The organism is Campylobacter blaseri, assembly GCF_013201895.1.
GTDB classification, from domain to species: domain Bacteria; phylum Campylobacterota; class Campylobacteria; order Campylobacterales; family Campylobacteraceae; genus Campylobacter_B; species Campylobacter_B blaseri.
On record NZ_CP053841.1, the window covers coordinates 62,998 to 83,711 of the forward strand.

Below are 20,714 nucleotides of genomic sequence, written 5' to 3' on the forward strand. Positions count from 1 at the left end.
GTGAGTGAAATTTTAAATGTAGCCAAAGAGGTTTTGAAAATAGAAGGAGAGGAGATTTTAAGGCAGATCGATCTACTTGACGATAGATTTGAAAATGCTTTAAATATCCTTTTTAACTCCACAGGTAGGGTTGTGGTAACTGGAGTTGGTAAAAGTGGACATATAGGTGCAAAGATGGCAGCCACTTTTGCAAGTACTGGAACGCCCAGCTTTTTTATGCACCCAACTGAGGCCTTACATGGCGATTTGGGTATGGTAAAAAAAGAAGATATTATATTAGCGATTAGCTTTAGTGGCGAAAGTGATGAGCTTATAAAAATAATGCCACATTTAAAAAGATATGGTGTTAAGATTATCTCAATGACAAGTAGCTCGGAGAGTTCTCTTGCTAAATTTTCAGATGAAGTAATTCTTTTAAATATAATAAAAGAGGCATGCCACATAGGTGCAGCACCAACAACATCCACAACTTTAACCCTTGCATTAGGCGATGCTTTGGCAGTTTGTTTGATGAAAATGAAAAATTTTAAAGTTGAAGATTTTGCAAATTTCCATCCGGGTGGAAGCTTGGGAAGAAGGCTTTATCTAAAAGCTAAAGATGTTATGAGAACATCTGATTTGCCTATATTAAACGATGATACAACATTAAAAAATGCAATAGATGTTATGACACACGGAAAACTTGGAACTGTTTTACTAACAAACAAAAAAGGTGAGTTAGTAGCTATACTGAGCGATGGAGATCTAAGAAGAGCTTTGATGAATGATGGGTTTGATATAGAAGATAGTGCTATAAAATATGCAACCAAAAACCCAAAAACTATTAATAATATCGAAATTTTAGCCTCAAAAGCATTAGAGATTATAGAGAGTTATAAAATTCAACTTATCGCGGTAGTTGATAAAAAAAATATTCCCATAGGTACACTACATATACACGATTTAACAAATTTAGGATTATAAAATGGAAAAAATTAGGATAAATAAGTTTATCTCACATAATACTGGGTATTCAAGAAGAGAAGCTGACGAGCTTATAAAAGATGGAAAGGTTAGCGTAAATGGAAAAGTTATAACTGATTTTTGTGAAGTTACTCATGAGGATAAAGTTCGAATTAATGGTCGTTTCATAAAGCTTAAAAAAGAATTTAGTGTTATAGTTTATCACAAACAAAAAGGCGAGTTAGTAACAAAAAAAGATGATAGAGGTCGTAAAACTATATATGACTCTTTACCTAATGGGTTTAGGAAATTTGTAAGCATAGGAAGACTTGATTTTGCAAGCGAGGGACTACTTTTACTAACAGATGCACCGGCTATTGCAACTGCTTTAATGCAAAGTGATATTGAAAGAGTTTACTATCTAAAAGTAAAAGGATTGGTTGGTGATGAGGTTGTAAAAGCTATGCAAGAAGGTTTTTTTGCAGCCGATGCTACAAAGGGGGCTCACGAAAAAACTACGATTAAATCTATGGAATTTAAACCATTTTTAGTATATTCTGTACTTGGTTCAAGTGGCGGATATACAAAACTTAAAGTTATGATAAGTGAAGGTCAAAACAGAGAACTTAGACGATTTTTTGGCTATTTTGATTTAGAGGTTGTGGATCTAAAAAGAGTTAGCTTTGGACGGGTTGATTTAGGGATGTTAAAACCTGGTAAATGGAGATACCTAACAAATTCAGAATACGATGACCTAAGAAATTTTATGGAAACAAATAATGTAAGATATTAAGAAGTCTTAAGACTTCTTAAATAAGCACACTGCTTACCCCTGCGGGTGGTTTGCATTAATGTTTATTTGAACTCGTTGTCAAGGAAACATCGGTTAAAGCCGAGCGATTCTCTTGTTTTGTAAAATTTGATGGTAATTCAAACCTAATGCAAAATAATTATAGCAAATATTTCTTAAATATAAATTTAATAATACCTAAATTTTTAATGATATTTTATATTAAAATAAGCTAGAATTTATAGTAATTTAAATAAGGAGCTATAAATGCTAGATAAGAAAAGTTACTATCTTGGGCTTGATATAGGAACAAATTCAATTGGCTGGGCTGTTAGCGATGAGTTTTATAATATTTTAAAAATTAAAGGTCAAAAAACTTGGGGTGTTAGACTTTTTGATGACGCTATGCCTGCTGCTGAGAGACGAGGATTTCGCTCATCTAGAAGAAGAGGCGATAGGGTAAAATGGAGATTAGGGCTATTAAGAAATCTCTTTTCTAGCGAAATAGACGAAGTTGATAATAAATTTTTTAAAAGATTAGAAGATAGTAAATTTTTTGCCGATGATAAAGGCGAGAACCAAACAAATACACTATTTAATGATATAAAATTTAAAGATAGAGATTTTCATAAAAAGTATAATAGTATTTATCATTTAAGATATGATCTTATAACAAAAGATGAAAAATTTGATTTAAGATTAGTTTATTTAGCAATACACCACATCGTTAAAAAAAGAGGACATTTTTTATTTGACGGTGAAATAGGCGATAACAAAAATAATTTTAGCGAATTAACTCAAAATCTAATAGATGAACTTCTTGCGCTAGATATTAATGTAGACTTTTTAGATAATTTTCAAGAAGTATTAAAAGATGAGAGTTTAAGGCTAGGTGATAAAAAAGCAAAATTAAAAGAGATAATAACTGTTAGCTCAGAAAAATTTGATGAGAAAAAGGTATTAACACAAATAGTAAATTTACTATGTGGTAAAGGAAATTTAAAGATATTTTTTCCAGAAAGTGAAGAAAAAAAGATAGAAATTTCTCTACTGAGTGATAGTTTTGATGAAAATTTTGATAATTTATTAGCTAAATTTGGAGAAGATGCAAACTTCATTAAGCCATTAAAAGATATTTTTGATTATATATTACTTCAAAAAATCATGAAAGATTCAAGCACAATTTCGGAATCAAAGATAAAAAGCTATAAAAAGCATAAAAAAGATTTAAAAAAGCTTAAAGATTTAATACTAAATGAGTATGGTAAAGATAAATTTAATGAGGTATTTAAAAGTAGTACTAAAGATAATTATCCAGCTTATGTAGGGCATTTTAAAACTAAAAAATTAAAAGATGAGCATAAAAAAACTACAAAAGATGATTTCTATGCTTACATTAAAAAAATTATAAACAAAAGTGATAGCCAAATAGTTAAAACTATAAAAGATGATATTGAATTAGGAAATTTTTTACCAAGATTAATTGATGGAAATTCAGTTATTCCACATCAAATTCATAAATCTGAACTTATAAAAATCATAGATAACCAAACAAAATTTTATCCATTTTTGAAAGATATTAAAGATAAGATCATTTCTATTTTTGAATTTAGAATTCCATTTTATGTAGGACCATTAAATGATTATCACAAAGATAAGGGTGGCAATGCATGGATAGTAAAAAATAGCAATGAAAAAATTTATCCTTGGAATTTTGATAAAGTTGTAAATATAAAACAATCAGCACAAAATTTCATAACAAAAATGACTAACAAATGTTCATATCTGTTAGGAGAGGATGTTTTGCCTAAAAACTCACTACTTTTTTCAAAATATTGCGTTTTAAATGAGCTTAATAATTTGAAAGTTAATGATGAAGATATATCTGTTGAGTTAAAGAAAGAATTGTATGAAAATCTATTTAAAAAACAAAAAAGTGTTAGTAAAAGTAGCATTAAAAAACACCTTATAAACAATGGATACTATGATAAAAATTTAATAATTGAAGGCGTTGATGACAAGCTAACATCAAATTTAAAATCATATATAGAGTTAAAGGAAATAGTTGGAAATAGTTTAAGCGATGAAGAAAAAGAGGAGATTATAAAATATATAGCTTTGTTTGGCTATGATAAGAAAATGCTTAAAAGCTATATTTTAGATATATCACCAAGTCTAGATGAAAAAACATTAGATAGGCTTTGCACCCTTAAATATAGTGGTTTTGGAAGTTTGAGTAAAAAACTTTTAGTTGGCATAAAAAGTAATGATAAAACCCTTATACAAATCCTAGAAGATACTAACAAAAATTTAATGCAGTTAGTTAGTGATGAGTTTAAAAATGAGATAGAAAAGCATAACAATGAATATAAAAAGCAAAATAATCTTTTAGATGTTGGTCTTAGTTATGGCTTACTAGACAATCTTTATGTTGGACCATCTGTTAAAAGGGGAATTTGGCAGTCACTTAGGTTGATTGATGAGATAATATCTGCTTTTAAATATCCACCTAAAAAGATATTTATAGAAATGGCAAGAGAGGAAGGTAGAAAAGAACGAACCAAATCTAGAAAAGATCAACTTTTAGAGCTTTATAAAAGCATTAAAAAAGACGGGGTTAAAGAGTTTGGGATCGAGTTTGATAAAGTAAAAACTAATCTTGAAAAAGAGGAGCAAAGCAGACTTAACTCAAAAAAATTATATCTTTATTATATGCAATTTGGAAAAGACATTTATGCAGGTAATAATATAGATATAAGTAAGCTTTTTGATGAAAATATTTATGATATAGATCACATCATACCAAGATCTATTAAAAAAGATGATAGTTTTGATAACTTAGTTCTTACTAACAAGATAAGCAATAAAGATAAAACAGATGTTTTTCCTGTATCATTTGAAGTTCAAAATAAAATGAGATCTTTTTGGAAAATGCTAAAAGATAAAGGTTTAATGAGTAGCAAAAAACTACATAGCCTTACAAGAACTACCCCTTTAAGTGAAGATGAAAAGGCAGAGTTTATAGCTAGGCAGTTAGTTGAAACTAGACAAAGCACAAAAGCTGTTGCTACTCTTTTAAAAGATCTATACAAAAATAGTGAAATTGTGTATGTAAAAGCAGGAATTGTTAGTGAGTTTAGGCAAAAATTTGATTTGATAAAATGTAGAGATTTAAATGATTTACACCATGCAAAAGATGCTTATCTAAATATAGCTGTTGGAAATGCATATAATGTCAAATTTACTAAAAATCCAAGAAACTTTTTCAAAAAGTATAAAGGTGAACATTATAACTTAAAGATTGAAAAGCTTTTAGAAAGGGATATTATAAGAGGTCAGGAGTTTGGCTGGGATGCTAAAAAGAGTATAAAAATTGTAAAAGACACAATGATAAATAAAAATCCATATTTGGTAACTTATATGAGCTATGAGGCAAATGGAGGACTTTTTAATCAACAACCAGTTAAGGCAAAAGAGGGGCTAATACCACTAAAAGCCGATCCAAGACTTAAAAACACTAGCAGATATGGCGGATATAATGGCAAATCTATGGCATATTTTTTTATATTTGAATATAAAAAAGGTAAAAATAGACAACTAAGAATTGATACAATTCCTATTTATTTGAAAAAAGATATTGAAAATGGAAAATTGACTCTTAAAGAGTATTGTCAAAATAATCTAGGTTTTGAAGATGTTGTTATAAAGCTTCCAAAACTACTTAAAAACTCACTCATAAAAGTTGATGGTTATTTAATGAAAATGACAGGAAACAATGAAGATAAAATACTTTGCAGAAATGCTGTGCAGCTTATATTAAATAGCAAAGAAGAGCTTTTACTTAAAAAAGTTCTTAAAATAGTAGATAAAATAAATGAAGCTAAGAGATTTAAAAAAGAGTATTTTATAAACAAATATCAATTTGATATAGAAGATAAAGAGTTGCTAGAGCTTTATGATAGGCTAACTAAAAAGCATGAAACTGCTTATAAAAACAAGCCAGCAAGTCAAATTGAAACTTTAAAAGATGGAAGAGAAAAATTTATATCTCTTAGTTTAGAAGATAAATGCTTATTATTAAGTGAGCTTTTAAAGCTATTTGATACAACCGCTCAGAATGCAAATTTAAGTCTTATTGGCGGAAGTCCTAATGCTGGATCAGTAAAATTTGTTAAAAACCTATCTGATAATAAAACATACAAAATTATCTTTGAGTCAATATCAGGTTTTTATAAAAAGGAGATAGATTTAAATAAATTATGAGCTGGAGAACTGTTTGTATAAATGGAATAGCTAAGCTTGATTTAAAGTTTGGTTACTTGGTAGTTAGAAAAGAAAACATTAGTAAAATAGCATTGAATGAAATAGCGGTTTTGGTGATTGATTCAACCGCTATATCTTTAACAACAGCACTTTTAAACGAGCTAATAAAAAGGAAAGTTAAAGTTATATTTTGTGACTCTTTTCACAACCCATTTTCCGAACTTGCTCCAATGTATGGAAGTCATGATTCTAGTTTAAAAATCAAAAAGCAAATGTTATGGAAAGATGAAATGAAAGCTCAAATTTGGACTAGAATCATCAAAGAGAAAATATATAAACAAATGTATAATTTAATAATCTTTGATTATAAAAAAGAGGCTAAATTACTAGAAAAATACATATCAGAAATAAAACTAAATGATGAAACAAACAGAGAAGGACATGCTGCTAAGGTTTATTTTAATGCACTTTTTGGTATGAAATTTACAAGAGATAGTGATAACTCTATAAATGCAGCATTAAACTATGGTTATAGTTTGCTTCTTTCAACTTTTAATAAAGAAATTTCATCAAATGGATATATAACTCAAATAGGGCTTTTTCATGACAATAGATTTAACTACTTTAATCTAAGTTGTGATTTAATGGAAATTTTTAGACCAATCGTTGATAAAATGGTTTATGAATTACAACCAAAAGTTTTTGAAAAAGAGGAAAAAATCTGTATGCTAGAACTTTTTAACAAAAAAGTTATGATAGAAAATAAGGAGCAATTTTTAATGAGTGCTATAAATGTATATGTAAAAAGTGTGCTTGATTCATTAAATGAAAACAATATGCTTTTGGAAATTTATGATGAGTTTTAGATATATGAGAGTTATAGTATTTTTTGATTTGCCGACTAAAACTAGTAAAGATATAAAAAATTATAGTAAATTTCATAAATTTTTACTAAAAAATGGATTTATGATGCTTCAAAATTCTGTATATTCAAAGATTGTCTTAAATCAAACTAGTGCAAACCTATTAAGTTCAAGAGTAAGAGCTAATTCACCAGAAAAAGGAAACATTATACTTCTTAGCATAACAGAGAAACAATTTAATAAAATGGAATATATAATAGGAGAGCAAAAAGATAGTGTTGTAAGTTCAAGCGATAGAGTTGTTTTACTATGAAGATATATCATGAAATTTTAAGCAAACCAATTCAATTTAATGAAAACAAAGTTCAAATTTTATATATAGAAAAACCAGAAATTTATAGGGAAATTTTAAAAGATTTCAACTATGGAAGCGGTTTTATAATAAGCGATGATAATGATAACTTTGAGTATGACAAAACTTTAAGTTTTAATCCAGATGTCTTAGATCTTTTCAAAAATGAAAGAAAAATCATAACTCAAATTCAAAAAAACATAATTAAAGATTGTCAAACCAAATTTTATGAAAATAGCTTAAGCTTAGTAAATAAATTAAACGATTTTTCTAATATGATATTAAGCTCTTATGATAGCATTTTTAGAGCAGATATTAGTATAGAAAATCTTGTTAAAATACTTAATATACAGATAATTCAAAGCGATACTTTGCTAGAAAATATAGTTGATTTTATGAATATAGAAAGAGAAGTTTTAGACATTAAAATTTTTGTTTTTGTAAATTTAAAATCAATCTTTTCTAATAATGAGCTTTTAGAGCTTTATAGAGAGATAATCCTTAGAAAATTTAATGTGTTACTGCTTGAATCAAATTATAAAATAAAACTTGAAAATGAAGAAATTGTAATAATAGACGAAGACTTATGCGAGGTAAGATGTTAAATTTATAAGATTGTGGTAAAATATGGCAATTATCTAGTACAAATATCGCATGTTGTGTATGCGTTGCAAGCTCAAATCTCATTTGAGGTTTGAGAGTTGTGTAAAATTTGATGGTAATAAAACTTTAGAAGATTTGATTAATTACAATAACGAGTTTGAGAGTTGTGTAAAATTTGATGGTAATAAAACCAAAATGTGAATAAAGATGGCTACTATATAGTTTGAGAGTTGTGTAAAATTTGATGGTAATAAAACTAAATGTTGAAAAACATTATCCTACCCTGTGTTTGAGAGTTGTGTAAAATTTGATGGTAATAAAACGAATTGCTGAGGGAAACTTAATCTCCGATAGTTTGAGAGTTGTGTAAAATTTGATGGTAATAAAACTCTAAGAATAATCTTTCTAACGAATAGTGAGTTTGAGAGTTGTGTAAAATTTGATGGTAATAAAACCTTCATTGCTTGTTATACTAACAACAGCGTTTGAGAGTTGTGTAAAATTTGATGGTAATAAAACTTATTGTAATTGATTAAATCTTCTAAAGTGTTTGAGAGTTGTGTAAAATTTGATGGTAATAAAACAGATATTTTTTTGTTTTTTGTAGATTAATAGTTTGAGAGTTGTGTAAAATTTGATGGTAATAAAACTAATTGCTAACAACTACTAACAAAAATGATTAACCCAAAATTATCATTACATTAAAAATGTTGATATAAGATACAGAATATATAAATCAATTATAATGCTTTATATATGGAGTTCCATTTGGATAAATTAGCAATATTGAAGGACTAAAAATGCAAAAATTATTTTTTGGTTTAGGGTTAGCATTTGTTTTAGGTATTAGTTTAAATGCTCAAAACAACGCTAGAAAAATGGGCGAATGCATGGTTGTTAGTGATGAAAAAGAGATGACACCATGTGAGGTAGTAGATCAAAGAAGATCTAGTAAAGCACATATGCATAAAGATGAAGAAAAACATAAAAACGCTTTAACTAGAAATAGTAAAATAAATGATTTTTTTAACAACAATCATCAAGATATGAAAAAAGAAACAAATGAAACCGTTAAGATAGACATGCACTAAGACCTATCTATATAAAATTCAAAGATAATTTTCTAAAAGACTAAAAGTTGCATTTTTGAGTTTATGGTATCTTTTATAAATCCACCCTCAAGCATAGCTTTTATCTCATCTTTAACTTCGTCTTCATTGAAATTTAAGTTATTTATATCAAGATGCCAAAGCACATTTTCAACCGCTTCTTCATAACTTCTGTTTTGAATTCTCATTTCTGTTAAAATTTCACTTTTGTATGGAATTTTAGATATTTCCAAATAAGATTTTAACATACTAGTTCTGTTTGTTAGGCTGTTTTTACCATATTTTTTAAAAAACGGTTCAAGTAGTGTCGAATGTCTTGGTTTATACCAGTTTAGATAAATTTTAAGCTCACCTAGATCGATAAATTTTTGAAAATGCTCTTTTGTTTGAAGTGCCGGACTCATAGTTAAAAAAGCAATGTCAAATTTATCACTGCTTTCAAACTCATCAAAGCTAAAATTTTTAGTTTTTACATTTGTTATATTAAATTCTTTTGCAGATTTTTCCAACTCTTCAAGCATTTTAATGGAGCTATCGATACCTAGTATATTTTTGCACAATCTGGCTAGATATAGTGTATACGCACCTGTTCCACACCCTATGTCTATCATTGTTTTACCTTTAAAATCAACACCAAATTCATCTAAAACTTTAAAAAATTTCTTTTGAAAATCATTCAAATTTCCACTAAATTTATTATATGTTTTTGACTTTTTATCCCATTTGTTATTTGTAACATTCATCACATATCCCTTTTATAACAACACTTTTAACATGTTTTTTATCTAAATTTGGCATGGTGATTTCTTCCATTTTATGGCACTTATCACAAACAAAATACGCCTTTGCCTCTTTTGCTAACTCATAGAAGTGTTTTCTGTTAGTTTCACTTGAGATAAGTATATTTTTCTCTTCAAATAGAGTTAAATTTCTATATATAGTTGTTTTGTTAGCAGATGTTTGTTCTACTAACTCATCACAGCTAATAGGTTTTTCTATATTAGAGAGTATGTTTATAATCTCTTCTCTTAAAGAAGTTGGGGTTATGCCATGCTCATTTAAAAATTTTTTAATATCCATATTTATATCCTTGTGGGAATGATAACAAATTTTACATAATATAAACTAAAAGTGTATAATTATAAGTTGCAACTAAGTTGCATTTGTTATACTTTCATAAATTTTTTTAAAGGATTAAAGGTGAGAATTCTTCTAACTTTATTATTTGGTGTTATCTCTTTGTTTGCAAAGGGAGATGTAGTAGTTAGCATTTTGCCACAAAAATATTTTGTTGAAAAGATAGCAGGAGATACTGTAAAGATTGATGTTATGGTGCTTCCAGGGGCTAGTCCAGCAAGTTATGAGCCAAAATCATCACAAATGAAACATCTTGAAAATGCAGATATATATTTTTCAATAGGGGTTCCTTTCGAAAAAGTTTGGCTTAAGAAATTTAAATCACAAATTCCAAGCCTAAACATAGTTGCTACTGATGAGGGAGTGGTTAAGAGATCTATGCATCATCACGATCACGACGAGCACCATGAACATCATGAACACGGTGAGGCAGAGCACGAACATCATGAAGATCACGAACACGCTACACATAATGAGCATGAGATTGAAGAAGAGGTTGGATGTGATCCTAAAAAAGATAGTGATTGTTACTGCCACGAACATGAAAATGGAGAAATGTTTTGCCATACTCACAGAGGACTTGACCCACACATTTGGCTAGATCCAAGACTTGTTATAGTACAAGCCCAAAATATAGAAAAAGCACTTATAAAAGCATATCCTGAAAATGAGGAACTTTATAAGGCTAGAACTTCAAGTTTCATAAAAGAGCTAAATGCATTACACAATGATATAAAAGATAGATTAAAAGATCTAAAAGGAAGAAAATTTATGGTTTTCCACCCATCTTGGGGATATTTTGCAAAAAGATATGGGTTTGAACAAATTCCAGTTGAAAAAGAGGGTAAAGAGCCAAAACCTGCAGAGCTTCAAAAACTAATCAAACTAGCCAAAGAAGAAAATATAAAAGTTATATTTGTAGCACCACAATTTTCAAAAAAATCTGCTAATATTATAGCAAAGGAAAGTGGTATAAAAGTAGTTGAGTTAGATCCACTTCCACAAGATTGGATGAAAGGTATGGAAAAAGTAGTTAAAAGCTTTGAAAACAATATATGATTAAAAGAATTTTGATTTTTTTGGTGTCTGTGTTTTTTACAACACAGGCATCAGCTTGTGCATTATGTGCTTTAATGACCCCAACAGCGCATATCTATCTAGATTTTAATACCACACAAGAAGAGCTTAACAGCATAAAAGTATCGTGGCATTTTTCAAAAAACTTCACAGATTTAACATTAGAAGGATATGATTTAAATGGAAATTTAAAGCTTGATGAGGATGAATTAGCTGAGGTAAATTTTGCTATGGTTGATTATCTTCAAAGAAAAAATTATCTAATGAAATATGAATATTATGATATGCCAGATGGAAAAACGCACGAACTTGAAGGCGAGATTATAGACTCAAAATCAAGTCTGGTTGATGGAAGATATGTTTTTGAGTTTATTAAAAAGGTAAAACTCCCTATAAAAGATAATAGAATATTAAAAATAGTTGCAAATGATGATGAGGGATATTTTAATTTTAGCTTTTTAAATAGTGGCAAAAGTATGATTTTGGATAATTTATATGCTATTTATAATTCAAATTTAAATGCTACATTTATTGAGTTTAAAAAAGGAAATATTAGCACTCAAAAACAAAAGAGTTTAAAATCTTTAATTAAAAATAGCAATATAGATAGCGAAAAAGTAAGTAAAAATTTCATAGATGAGTATGGACTAAAAACACTTAAAAAACTTAAATCCCTTTTTGCCAATAGTGCAGAGTTTAGCTTTTTAACTATTTTTAGCATAATTTCAATATCTTTTCTATATGGTTTTTTTCATGCAGCAGGACCTGGACATGCAAAAATGCTAACAACGAGTTACTTTTTAGCAAATGGTGGAAACTATCTAAAAAGCTTTATTTTTTCACTTAAAATCGGAATTTTTCATGTTATAGGTGCCTTTTTGTTAGTTGTTGTTAGTATGTTTGGAGTTGATTTGGTGGCATCTTCTGTTTCAAGTAACAACATCTCTTTAACGACCAAGGTTTCAGCTATAATTATAATACTTGTTAGTCTGTTTTTGTTTGCTGATAAGATTAAAGAGATTAAGGGTAATACACATCAAACAGGTTGTAAATGCTCTAGTTGTTGTGGGCATAAAAAGAGTGAAAATGAGTGGTTCATAGCTTTAAGTGCGGCTATAATTCCATGCCCTGGAACTATACTTGTGTTTGTTGTGGCTTTTAATATAGGAAGTTACTTTTTAAGCTTTATAAGTGCTATTTTTATGGCACTAGGTATGTCAGTTGTTATATTTTTAGCAGCTGTTATAGGATTTAAAGCCAATAAAATAGGAACTAGTAAATTTAAAAACCTTAAAATATATATTGAGTTTTTTGGCATATTTTTAATGCTAATTTTAGGTGTGTTTATGTTTTTAATTGCTGATAAAATAGGTATATTATGAGTGAGATAGTAGTAAAAGACTTAAGCTTTGGTTATGATGAAAATTTAGTTTTAGAAGATATAAATTTAGAATATAATAAAAATGATTTTTTAACTATAATAGGTCCAAATGGTGGTGGAAAAAGTACATTTTTAAAGATAATGCTAGGATTAATCACCCCTAAGCAAGGAAGTATTGAAATTTATGGTAAAAAACCACAAGATGTTTCATCTATATTAGGATATGTTCCGCAATTCATACCTATAAATGAAAATTTCCCTATTAGTGTTTTAGATGTTGTTTTAATGGGTAAAATTGATAAAAAGAAATTTGGTTTTTATACAAAAGAGTGCAAAGAAGATGCATTGGAAGCACTTAAATTAGTTGGGATGGAAGCTTGCGCAAAAAGAAGAATTAGTGAGCTTAGTGGTGGTCAAAGACAAAGAGTTTATATAGCAAGAGCCCTTTGTAGTGACGCTAAGATACTTTTGCTAGATGAGCCAACAGCTAGTATTGACACGCAAGGGCAAATTGAAATTTATGATCTATTAAAAGAGATAAATAAAAACGGAAAAGGCATAATAGTAATAAGCCACGATGTTAATATCTCCATAAACTACGCTACAAAAGTAGGGCACATAAACAAAAAACTAGTTATGCATGAAATTGATATAGAGAAAAAAGATAACTTTTTTAACCATTTAAGAGAAGAGCATACTCATATTTGTGATGTTGAGCTTATTTTAAGGGAGTGTTCTTGCAAGAATTATTGAGTTTAACTTTTATGCAAAACGCCTTTTTGGGCGGAATTTTAGTAAGTATTGCTTGTGGAATTGTTGGATCGTTAGTTGTTATAAATAGAATGACATTTATAGCAGGAGGTATCTCTCATGCTGCATATGGTGGCATAGGTCTTGCTTTTTATTTTGGCATAGCTCCACTTTTAGGCGCTACTGTATTTTCAATATTTTTAGCGCTTTTAGTGGCTTTTATAACCTTAAAAGATAAAGAGAGGTTTGATTCAATAGTTGGAGCCATATGGGCATTTGGTATGGCTTTTGGTATTATTTTGATAGATTTAACGCCAGGATATAATGTTGATTTGATGAGCTATCTTTTTGGTTCTATACTAGCTATTGATAAAAATACGCTCTATTTTGTATCTATGGTTGATATCATATTCATTATAATGATGTGCGTGTTTTATAGGCAATTTTGTGCTATAAGTTTTGATAGTGAGTTTGCTAGATTAAAGGGTGTAAACTCAACGCTATTTTATTACGTACTAGTTGCTATGATGGCACTTTGTGTAGTTGGAACCATTCAAGTTGTTGGGCTAATTTTAGTAATATCTTTGATGACTATTCCTCCATACATTGCTGAGATATTCTCTAAAAGACTTGGGGAAATGATGGTTTATTCGGCTATTATCTCATCAATCTTTTGCATTGTAGGTCTACTTCTTAGTTATAAATTTGATATAACAAGTGGCGCTAGCATTATAATGGTTGCATCGATCTTTTTCTTTATGGTTGTAATTTTTAAAAGACTAAAAAGTCTTTAATTTTTTCTCTTTATTAAAAGAGGGGCAACTTCACATATTAAAATTCCAAGAAGGATTAAGATAGCTCCAAATATCTGGGGTTTGCTTAGAATTTCATTTGCCCACAGATATCCAATGACACCTGCACTAACAGGTTCAAGCGTAAATATTAAAACAGTTTTAGCAGCTGTTGTGTATTGCTGTGCTAAAGTTTGGACAAAAAAGGCAAAAACAGTTGCTATAACTGCTGTTAAAATTATGGCATATAGAAGCTCTATATTTAGCCAAATTTCAAACCCACCTAAGATAGCCATTGTGTTTAGATTATTATTAGAGAAAAATATTGCAAATATTAAAGAGAGTAGAGCCGTTGTGCCAAATTGTGTTGTAACTAAGGCATAGATATTACTTTTATGTACATAAACGCCTGTAAAGCTTATATGAAGCGCATACGATACAGCGCAAATTATAGTTAAAAGCTCGCCTAAATTTAGATCAAAACTATTTGCACCACTTAAAAAGTAAAGTCCCACTAGAGCTACAATACCACCAAAAATTGTAGTAAGTTTAACGTGTTGTTTGAAAAATACAAACATTATAAAAGGAACTAAAATAACATATAATCCAGTTATAAATGCCACAGTTGAGCTTAATGTATACTTTAAAGCATATGTTTGAAATGAAAATCCACCAAACAAAAACAGACCAAGCAAGGCTCCATATAAGATAGAATTTTTGGTAAATTTAATACCAAATTTTAAAGATATTAGATACATTAAGATTGTAGATACTAAAAATCTAAAAAATAAAAAACTAAAAACATTTATGCTTTCAATGGCACTTTGAACAGGTAAAAATGTAGCACCCCACGAAATAGCTACAAATATTAAAGCAATTTCAGACATTAAACTTTTAGACATAAAAAACCCCTTAATCTGTGATTTTAACAAAAAATACTTAAAATTTAACATTAGAAAAGATATAATTGTAATTATTTATTAAAATAAAATATTAAAATAAAATTTAATATAAATATATAAAATTTAAATTATGAAAACAATAAACACAACTTATAAATTTGATAAAATCAAGCTAGTTTTAGTTCTGGCATTTATGAGTGCCATTGCGCCACTTTCTATTGATATGTATTTGCCAGCTTTAACGCAGATAAGAGAAATCTTTGAAACAGATGAATTTTACATGCAGTTATCTTTGGCTGTGTTTTTCATAGCTTTTTCTTTTGGCCAATTAATCTATGGACCACTAAGCGATATATATGGTAGAAAAAAACCATTATATTTTGGAATTACAATATTTGTAATATCAAGCTTTGCTTGTGCTATGGTAGATAGTGTTTACGCTTTTATATTTTTTAGATTCACACAGGCCTTAGGCGGTTCTGCTGGAATTGTGATTGCAAGAGCTGTTATAAACGATAAATTTGAATTAAATGAAGCTGCTTCAATGTTTGCCATAATGATGGTAGTTGCATCTTTAGCTCCTATGTTAGCACCTACATTTGGTAGTTTAATCCTTCATTTTGTATCATGGAGAATTATCTTTATCATGCTTTTTAGTTTAGGAGTTATGCTTTTGTTTATGATATATTTTTGGTTAAAAGACAGCTCTAGAGTTGGTAAAAAAGATGAACTAAGTTTTAAAAAAATGGCTATAACTTATATTGAAATTTTAAAAAATAGAAAATTTATAGTATATGCATTATCTCTTGCCATGCCTATGTCGGCGATGTTTGCTTATATTACAGGTTCATCTTTTGTTTTTGTAGAGTATTTTGGACTTAGTACATATAAATACGGGATAATTTTTGGCTTAAATGCTCTTGGTGTTACTTTGGTATCGGCAATTAACAGTAAACTAGTGCTAAAACATTCACCTGAAAATTTTTTAAAAATAGGTCTTTTTTTAGCTAGTTTTTTTGTTATCATTTTAATAGCTTTAGGATATTTTAAAGTGGAGTTTTTGTATTTTGAAATAATGCTCTTTTTAACTTTAGCAACACTTGGTTTTATAATACCAAATGCTACATCGCTTGCCATGAGTTGCTATAAAGAAAGATCAGCCGGCGCTGCTTCTGCTGTGCTTGGTGCTATGCAATTTGCTTTTGCAGGTGGTGCGTCATTTAGTGTGGGGTTTTTAAAAGCAAACAATCCACTTTTTCTAAGTATAGTTATGGGGAGCTCTACATTTATAGCTTTGTTAATTTATATAAAGGGCTTTAAAGAGTGATTTTATAAACACCATTTTTGATGCGTTTTAAAGTACCTTTACTTCTTAAGAGGTTAAAGGTGGCTATAATAGTTGGTTTACTAGTATCTAGTTCTTTGGATATTTCATCTATTGTTAGTGTTATAAACCCACGTTTATCGCATTTTAAAACTAAAAATTCAATAATATCAACTTTCTTGTCACCTAAAATTTTTTTATAAATTTCAAGTGAGCTTATCAAAGTTTACCTACGCATAAAATCGGCACAATAGCGTTGTTTACTATCTCTTTTGAGGTACTTCCAAAGAAAAAACTAGATATTATGCCTCTTGTATATGCACCTGTTGCTATAATATCTATATTATTACTTCGTCTGTATTTTATAATCTCTTCTGCGATTTCTCCACTGCAAAGAGTTATATATTTTGCATTTTTATTTTTTAAAATTGTTTTAGCTTTTGAGAGTATCTTTTCAGAATCTTCTTTGCTCTTATTAATGTTTATAATATGATAGTTTAAATCATCGCCAAATATTTTACTATTTTGTATGAAATTTAAAGTTCTTATAGATGCCTCATGTCCATCAAATGCTAGTAAAACCGTTTTTATAGGAGTAAAGGCTTTATTTATAAATAAAATAGGAGCTTTAACTTCTCTAAGTAATACAGCTACATTATCTCTTATCTCTTCGTCATCTTTTTCTAGAGGAATCACAAAAGAGTGGACATTTTCATATTCAAGCAGTGTGTCTAAATAATCTCCATGAACTGCTTGCGTTGTTGAGATTATACCTCTACTATCTGCATATTTTTTTGCTTTTTCTAAAAGCGCATTAGCATTTTCAAGCTCTTCTTTTGATGGCTCTTTATAGTTTATATTATAAGGGATGTCACTAGTTTCATTTACTATTAGGCTTCCTGCTGCAAGACCTAAGAAATTTGGAGCGTATGCTTGCATATGTATAATGTGTAAAAATGTTATCTCTAAATTTAGACTTTTAGATATAAAAATAGCATAATCACAAACTGAGTTATCTAATGAGTTTCCATCCAGGCAAGCAATAATTTTTTTCATAACCTCTCCTTAATGTGCTAATTATAGCAAGTAAAGAATAATTTTAAAATAAAATTTAGGCTAGACCCTCTTCTTCTAGCGCTTGTGTTTGTGTTTCTGTGATTAATGGGTCTATAATTTCATCAAATAGCCCACCACCCATAATGGCATCTAGTCTATAAAGTGTTAAGTTGATTCTATGGTCGCTGATTCTATTTTGTGGGTAGTTGTAAGTTCTAATTCTACCACTTCTATCGCCAGTCCCTACTTGATCTTTTCTTTGGGCTCTCTCTTTTTCAAGTCTTTCTTGCTCTTGTATTTCAAAAAGTCTTGCTTTTAAAACCTTCATAGCGGCGTCTTTGTTTTTATGCTGAGATTTTCCATCTTGATTTACAACTACAAGACCTGTTGGAATGTGAGTGACTCTTACAGCGCTATCGGTAGTATTCACTGATTGTCCGCCGTTTCCCGAGCTTCTCATAACATCTATTTTTAAATCATTTGGATTTATTTGTATATCGGAATCCTCAGCCTCAGGCATTACTGCAACTGTTATAGCACTTGTGTGAACTCTTCCTTGGCTTTCAGTTTCAGGCACTCTTTGAACTCTATGTGTTCCGCCTTCATATTTTAGCCTTGAGTAAGCACCTTTGCCTTTTATTAAAAGAATAATCTCTTTAAAGCCACCAGCACTACCTTCGCTTTGTGATACAACTTCTGTTTTATACCCTCTAAGCTCTGCATATCTTAAATATGCATTTGCAAGATCCCCAGCAAACAAAGCAGCTTCATCACCACCTGTTCCTGCACGAATTTCAAGAAATATATTTTTATTATCATTTGAATCTTTTGGGATAAGTAGAATTTTTATCTCATCTTCAAGTTCTATTTTTTGGTGTTCTAGTTCTTTTAATTCCTCTTTTGCAAGTTCTGTAAACTCAGGATCTTCCAAAAGAAGTTTGTTTTCTTCAATATCGTTTAAGACATTAAGATAAGATATAGCTACATTGTTTATATCTTCTAGTGAACTTTGCTCTTTTGAGAGCTTTGTCATTCGCTCAATATCACTGGCTATATCTGGTTCACTTAATAGTTTTGATAATTCACTATATCTATCTAGAAATGTTTGAAGTTTGCCAGCTAACATCTTATCTTTTACTTAGTTATTTTCTAATGTTTTAACTAATTTTGAAAGTCTTGAAACTCTTCTTGCAGCAGTATTTTTCTTTAGAATACCTTTGCTAACGAAGCCATGTATGTTTTTGTTAGCTATTTTAAATGCTTCATTTGCTTTTTCTACATCATTAGCTTCAACTGCTTCTCTTACCGCTCTTGTTATGTTTTTAAGTCTTGTTCGGTAAAATCTATTTCTTTCTGTTCTTTTGACAGTTTGTCTTGCTCTTTTTGCAGAAGATTTGTGATTTGCCATTTATACACCTTTTTAAATTTTATATAGTTATAAGATGTGGATTATACACACTTTTTTTTTAAAAAGAACTGAATTTAAGTATAAATTAAAACTAATACCCTTTTTAAGAATAGGTTTGCTAAATATATGTTAAAATTTCCAAACTTAAAATTTAGGAATTGTAGATGAAATATTTTGGTACAGATGGAGTTAGGGGAAAAGCAGGAGAAGAGTTAACTGCTGAGTTTGTTATGAAGATAGCAATTGCAGCTGGCATATATTTCCGCAAAAACTCCGCTACAAATATGATTTTAGTTGGTAAAGATACTAGAAGAAGTGGTTATATGATAGAAACAGCTATTGTTGCAGGTCTTACTTCAATTGGTTACAATGTTAGGCAAATTGGACCTATGCCAACTCCTGCGGTTGCATTTTTAACCGAGGATATGAGATGTGATGCGGGTATTATGATAAGCGCTTCTCACAACCCTTACTATGATAATGGTATTAAATTTTTTGACAATCAAGGCTTTAAGCTTGACACAGATGAAGAGCAAAAGATAGAAGAAATTTTGCATAATGAAGAGCTTATAAAAGAAGCAAGAAAAACAATGATGGAAATTGGAGCTGCCAAAAGAGTTGATGATGTTATAGGAAGATATATTGTTCATATAAAAAACTCATTTCCAAAAGAGTTAAATTTAAGGTCATTAAGAATTGTTCTTGATGTTGCAAATGGCGCTAGTTATAGGGTTGCACCAACTATATTTCAAGAACTTGGTGCAGAAGTTATAACAATTAACGATAATCCAAATGGAAAAAATATTAATGAAAATTGTGGAGCACTACACCCTGAAAAATTAGCTTGCGAGGTTAAAAGACTAAGAGCTGATGTTGGATTTGCTTTTGATGGTGATGCTGATAGAGTAGTTGTGGTTGATGAAAATGGGGATATTATTGATGGTGATGTCTTGCTCGGTGTTTTAGCAATATATTTAAAAAATACAAATAGATTAAAAAACAATCAAATAGTAGCAACTGTTATGAGTAATGCTGCACTTGATGATCATTTAAAAGAAAATGGGATTGAGGTTTTAAGAAGCAACGTGGGTGATAAATTTGTCTTAGAAATGATGAAAGAAAAAAATATAAATTTTGGTGGCGAGCAAAGCGGCCATGTTATCTTTGGAGATTACGCTAAAACAGGCGATGGAATAACAAGTGCGTTGCAATTTAGTGCTTGTATGTTAGCCAATAAAAAAACAGCAAGCGAGCTAGGCTCAATGATAAAACCATATCCTCAAATTTTAACAAATTTAACAATATCAGTAAAAAAAGATCTTAACAGCATAGAGGGGTTAAAAGAATTAGAGGAATCTTTAAAATTGCAAGGGATTAGATCACTTTTTAGATATTCAGGAACTGAAAAATTAATACGACTTTTATTAGAAGGAAAAGATCAAAAAATCTTAGATGAGAAAATGAAAGAAGTTGTAAATTTTTTCAAAAAAGCTTTAAATGATTAAGAGTTTAGTTAAATTCGTAGCTATTTTTATAGCTGTTATGGTTTTAGATCAGGCAATTAAGCAAATTTTTATAGATGGATTTAGATGGAATGGAGAGTATTTTTCACTAATTCTTACATATAATAAAGGTGTAGCTTTTTCTATGTTTGAGTTTTTAGGAGAAAATTTAAAATTTCTCCAGCTCATTTTAATAGTTGTTTTATTTTTATATTTAATTTTTCAAAAAGAACTTTTTAAAAATCACTTAATTGCTTTTTCGTTACTTATTGGTGCAGGTAGTTCTAACTTGCTTGATAGATTTATACACGGAGGTGTTGTTGATTATGTTTTTTGGCATAAGTGGTTTGAATTTGCTGTTTTTAATTTTGCAGACGTAATTATAAATTTTGCAGTTTTTTTAATAATTTTGCAGTTTTTTTTAGAAAACAAAAGGTTAAAAAAGAGTAAATAATTAAAAATAA

General features: G+C 29.3%; 21 protein-coding genes and 1 CRISPR repeat array. Of the genes, 14 read left to right on the forward strand and 7 right to left on the reverse strand.

Annotated elements, in window-relative coordinates; genetic code table 11:
- The 7 genes from CBLAS_RS00315 (at window position 1) to CBLAS_RS00345 (ending at window position 8,904) form a co-directional block, all read left to right on the forward strand.
- A complete protein-coding gene (locus CBLAS_RS00315) occupies window positions 1–963 on the forward strand; it encodes a KpsF/GutQ family sugar-phosphate isomerase (protein ID WP_106869365.1) in 963 nt (320 codons plus the stop codon).
- 10 nt (window positions 964–973) lie between these two features.
- Entirely contained in the window at window positions 974–1,735 is a 762-nt protein-coding gene (locus tag CBLAS_RS00320; RefSeq protein ID WP_172658222.1) for a pseudouridine synthase, read from the forward strand.
- A gap of 264 nt (window positions 1,736–1,999) precedes the next feature.
- Complete coding sequence (gene cas9 / locus CBLAS_RS00325) at window positions 2,000–5,995, forward strand: type II CRISPR RNA-guided endonuclease Cas9 (RefSeq protein ID WP_106869361.1); 3,996 nt, start codon at window positions 2,000–2,002, stop codon at window positions 5,993–5,995.
- Window positions 5,992–6,861, forward strand: a complete 870-nt coding sequence (gene cas1 / locus CBLAS_RS00330; RefSeq protein WP_106869359.1) for a type II CRISPR-associated endonuclease Cas1 — start codon at window positions 5,992–5,994, stop codon at window positions 6,859–6,861. The genes cas9 and cas1 overlap by 4 nt, the downstream gene beginning before the upstream one ends.
- Window positions 6,821–7,171, forward strand: a complete 351-nt coding sequence (gene cas2 / locus CBLAS_RS00335; RefSeq protein WP_241517555.1) for a CRISPR-associated endonuclease Cas2 — start codon at window positions 6,821–6,823, stop codon at window positions 7,169–7,171. The genes cas1 and cas2 overlap by 41 nt, the downstream gene beginning before the upstream one ends.
- Window positions 7,168–7,815, forward strand: a complete 648-nt coding sequence (csn2, locus tag CBLAS_RS00340; RefSeq protein WP_106869357.1) for a type II-A CRISPR-associated protein Csn2 — start codon at window positions 7,168–7,170, stop codon at window positions 7,813–7,815. The genes cas2 and csn2 overlap by 4 nt, the downstream gene beginning before the upstream one ends.
- An 87-nt stretch (window positions 7,816–7,902) precedes the next feature.
- Window positions 7,903–8,463: a CRISPR direct-repeat array (repeat unit 36 nt; unit sequence GTTTGAGAGTTGTGTAAAATTTGATGGTAATAAAAC).
- 150 nt (window positions 8,464–8,613) lie between these two features.
- Entirely contained in the window at window positions 8,614–8,904 is a 291-nt protein-coding gene (locus CBLAS_RS00345) for a hypothetical protein (RefSeq protein WP_106869355.1), read from the forward strand.
- Between the two features lie 32 nt (window positions 8,905–8,936).
- Here the strand turns inward: CBLAS_RS00345 and CBLAS_RS00350 are convergent, their stop codons facing one another.
- Both CBLAS_RS00350 and CBLAS_RS00355 read right to left on the reverse strand, forming a co-directional pair.
- A complete protein-coding gene (locus tag CBLAS_RS00350) occupies window positions 8,937–9,665 on the reverse strand; it encodes a class I SAM-dependent methyltransferase (RefSeq protein ID WP_106869354.1) in 729 nt (242 codons plus the stop codon).
- Complete coding sequence (locus CBLAS_RS00355) at window positions 9,649–10,002, reverse strand: Fur family transcriptional regulator (RefSeq protein ID WP_106869352.1); 354 nt, start codon at window positions 10,000–10,002, stop codon at window positions 9,649–9,651. Before CBLAS_RS00355 ends, CBLAS_RS00350 begins: the two co-directional genes overlap by 17 nt.
- A gap of 120 nt (window positions 10,003–10,122) precedes the next feature.
- On the opposite strand from CBLAS_RS00355, the gene CBLAS_RS00360 reads away from it, so the two are divergent.
- From CBLAS_RS00360 to CBLAS_RS00375, 4 genes are read left to right on the forward strand one after another with little or no spacing between them, the layout of a single operon-like run.
- Complete coding sequence (locus tag CBLAS_RS00360) at window positions 10,123–11,118, forward strand: metal ABC transporter solute-binding protein, Zn/Mn family (protein WP_106869350.1); 996 nt, start codon at window positions 10,123–10,125, stop codon at window positions 11,116–11,118.
- Window positions 11,115–12,518: a HoxN/HupN/NixA family nickel/cobalt transporter gene (locus CBLAS_RS00365; RefSeq protein WP_106869348.1), complete on the forward strand. Its 1,404-nt coding sequence runs from the start codon at window positions 11,115–11,117 to the stop codon at window positions 12,516–12,518. Before CBLAS_RS00360 ends, CBLAS_RS00365 begins: the two co-directional genes overlap by 4 nt.
- Window positions 12,515–13,270 (forward strand): metal ABC transporter ATP-binding protein, encoded by a 756-nt coding sequence (locus tag CBLAS_RS00370; RefSeq protein ID WP_106869346.1) that lies wholly within the window; start codon window positions 12,515–12,517, stop codon window positions 13,268–13,270. The genes CBLAS_RS00365 and CBLAS_RS00370 overlap by 4 nt, the downstream gene beginning before the upstream one ends.
- Window positions 13,255–14,061, forward strand: coding sequence for a metal ABC transporter permease (locus CBLAS_RS00375; protein ID WP_106869344.1), 807 nt, complete (start codon window positions 13,255–13,257; stop codon window positions 14,059–14,061). Before CBLAS_RS00370 ends, CBLAS_RS00375 begins: the two co-directional genes overlap by 16 nt.
- Here CBLAS_RS00375 and CBLAS_RS00380 read toward each other — a convergent pair.
- A complete protein-coding gene (locus tag CBLAS_RS00380; RefSeq protein ID WP_106869342.1) occupies window positions 14,058–14,960 on the reverse strand; it encodes a DMT family transporter in 903 nt (300 codons plus the stop codon). The genes CBLAS_RS00375 and CBLAS_RS00380 overlap by 4 nt on opposite strands.
- A gap of 130 nt (window positions 14,961–15,090) precedes the next feature.
- On the opposite strand from CBLAS_RS00380, the gene CBLAS_RS00385 reads away from it, so the two are divergent.
- The gene (locus CBLAS_RS00385) at window positions 15,091–16,287 is read left to right on the forward strand and encodes a multidrug effflux MFS transporter (protein ID WP_106869340.1); all 1,197 of its coding nucleotides are present in this window, start codon (window positions 15,091–15,093) and stop codon (window positions 16,285–16,287) included.
- Here CBLAS_RS00385 and CBLAS_RS00390 read toward each other — a convergent pair.
- Genes CBLAS_RS00390 through rpsT form a run of 4 tightly spaced genes read right to left on the reverse strand, consistent with a single transcriptional unit; the run spans window position 16,277 to window position 18,748 of the window.
- Window positions 16,277–16,507, reverse strand: coding sequence for a replication/maintenance protein RepL (locus CBLAS_RS00390; RefSeq protein WP_106869338.1), 231 nt, complete (start codon window positions 16,505–16,507; stop codon window positions 16,277–16,279). The two genes, CBLAS_RS00385 and CBLAS_RS00390, sit on opposite strands and share 11 nt — an antisense overlap.
- Window positions 16,504–17,340 carry a universal stress protein gene (locus CBLAS_RS00395; RefSeq protein WP_106869336.1) on the reverse strand — a complete coding sequence of 279 codons (837 nt, stop codon included), beginning with the start codon at window positions 17,338–17,340 and terminating at the stop codon, window positions 16,504–16,506. Before CBLAS_RS00395 ends, CBLAS_RS00390 begins: the two co-directional genes overlap by 4 nt.
- Window positions 17,341–17,395: 55 nt before the next feature.
- On the reverse strand, window positions 17,396–18,466 hold the full coding sequence (gene prfA, locus CBLAS_RS00400; RefSeq protein WP_106869334.1) for a peptide chain release factor 1: 1,071 nt from the start codon (window positions 18,464–18,466) through the stop codon (window positions 17,396–17,398).
- Window positions 18,467–18,478: 12 nt separating this feature from the next.
- Window positions 18,479–18,748, reverse strand: coding sequence for a 30S ribosomal protein S20 (gene rpsT, locus CBLAS_RS00405; RefSeq protein WP_106869332.1), 270 nt, complete (start codon window positions 18,746–18,748; stop codon window positions 18,479–18,481).
- A gap of 164 nt (window positions 18,749–18,912) precedes the next feature.
- Here rpsT and glmM point away from each other — a divergent pair, with 164 nt between their 5' ends.
- Complete coding sequence (glmM, locus tag CBLAS_RS00410; protein ID WP_106869330.1) at window positions 18,913–20,253, forward strand: phosphoglucosamine mutase; 1,341 nt, start codon at window positions 18,913–18,915, stop codon at window positions 20,251–20,253.
- Window positions 20,246–20,704: a signal peptidase II gene (lspA, locus tag CBLAS_RS00415; protein WP_106869328.1), complete on the forward strand. Its 459-nt coding sequence runs from the start codon at window positions 20,246–20,248 to the stop codon at window positions 20,702–20,704. The genes glmM and lspA overlap by 8 nt, the downstream gene beginning before the upstream one ends.
- The last annotated feature ends 10 nt before the right edge of the window (window positions 20,705–20,714 follow it).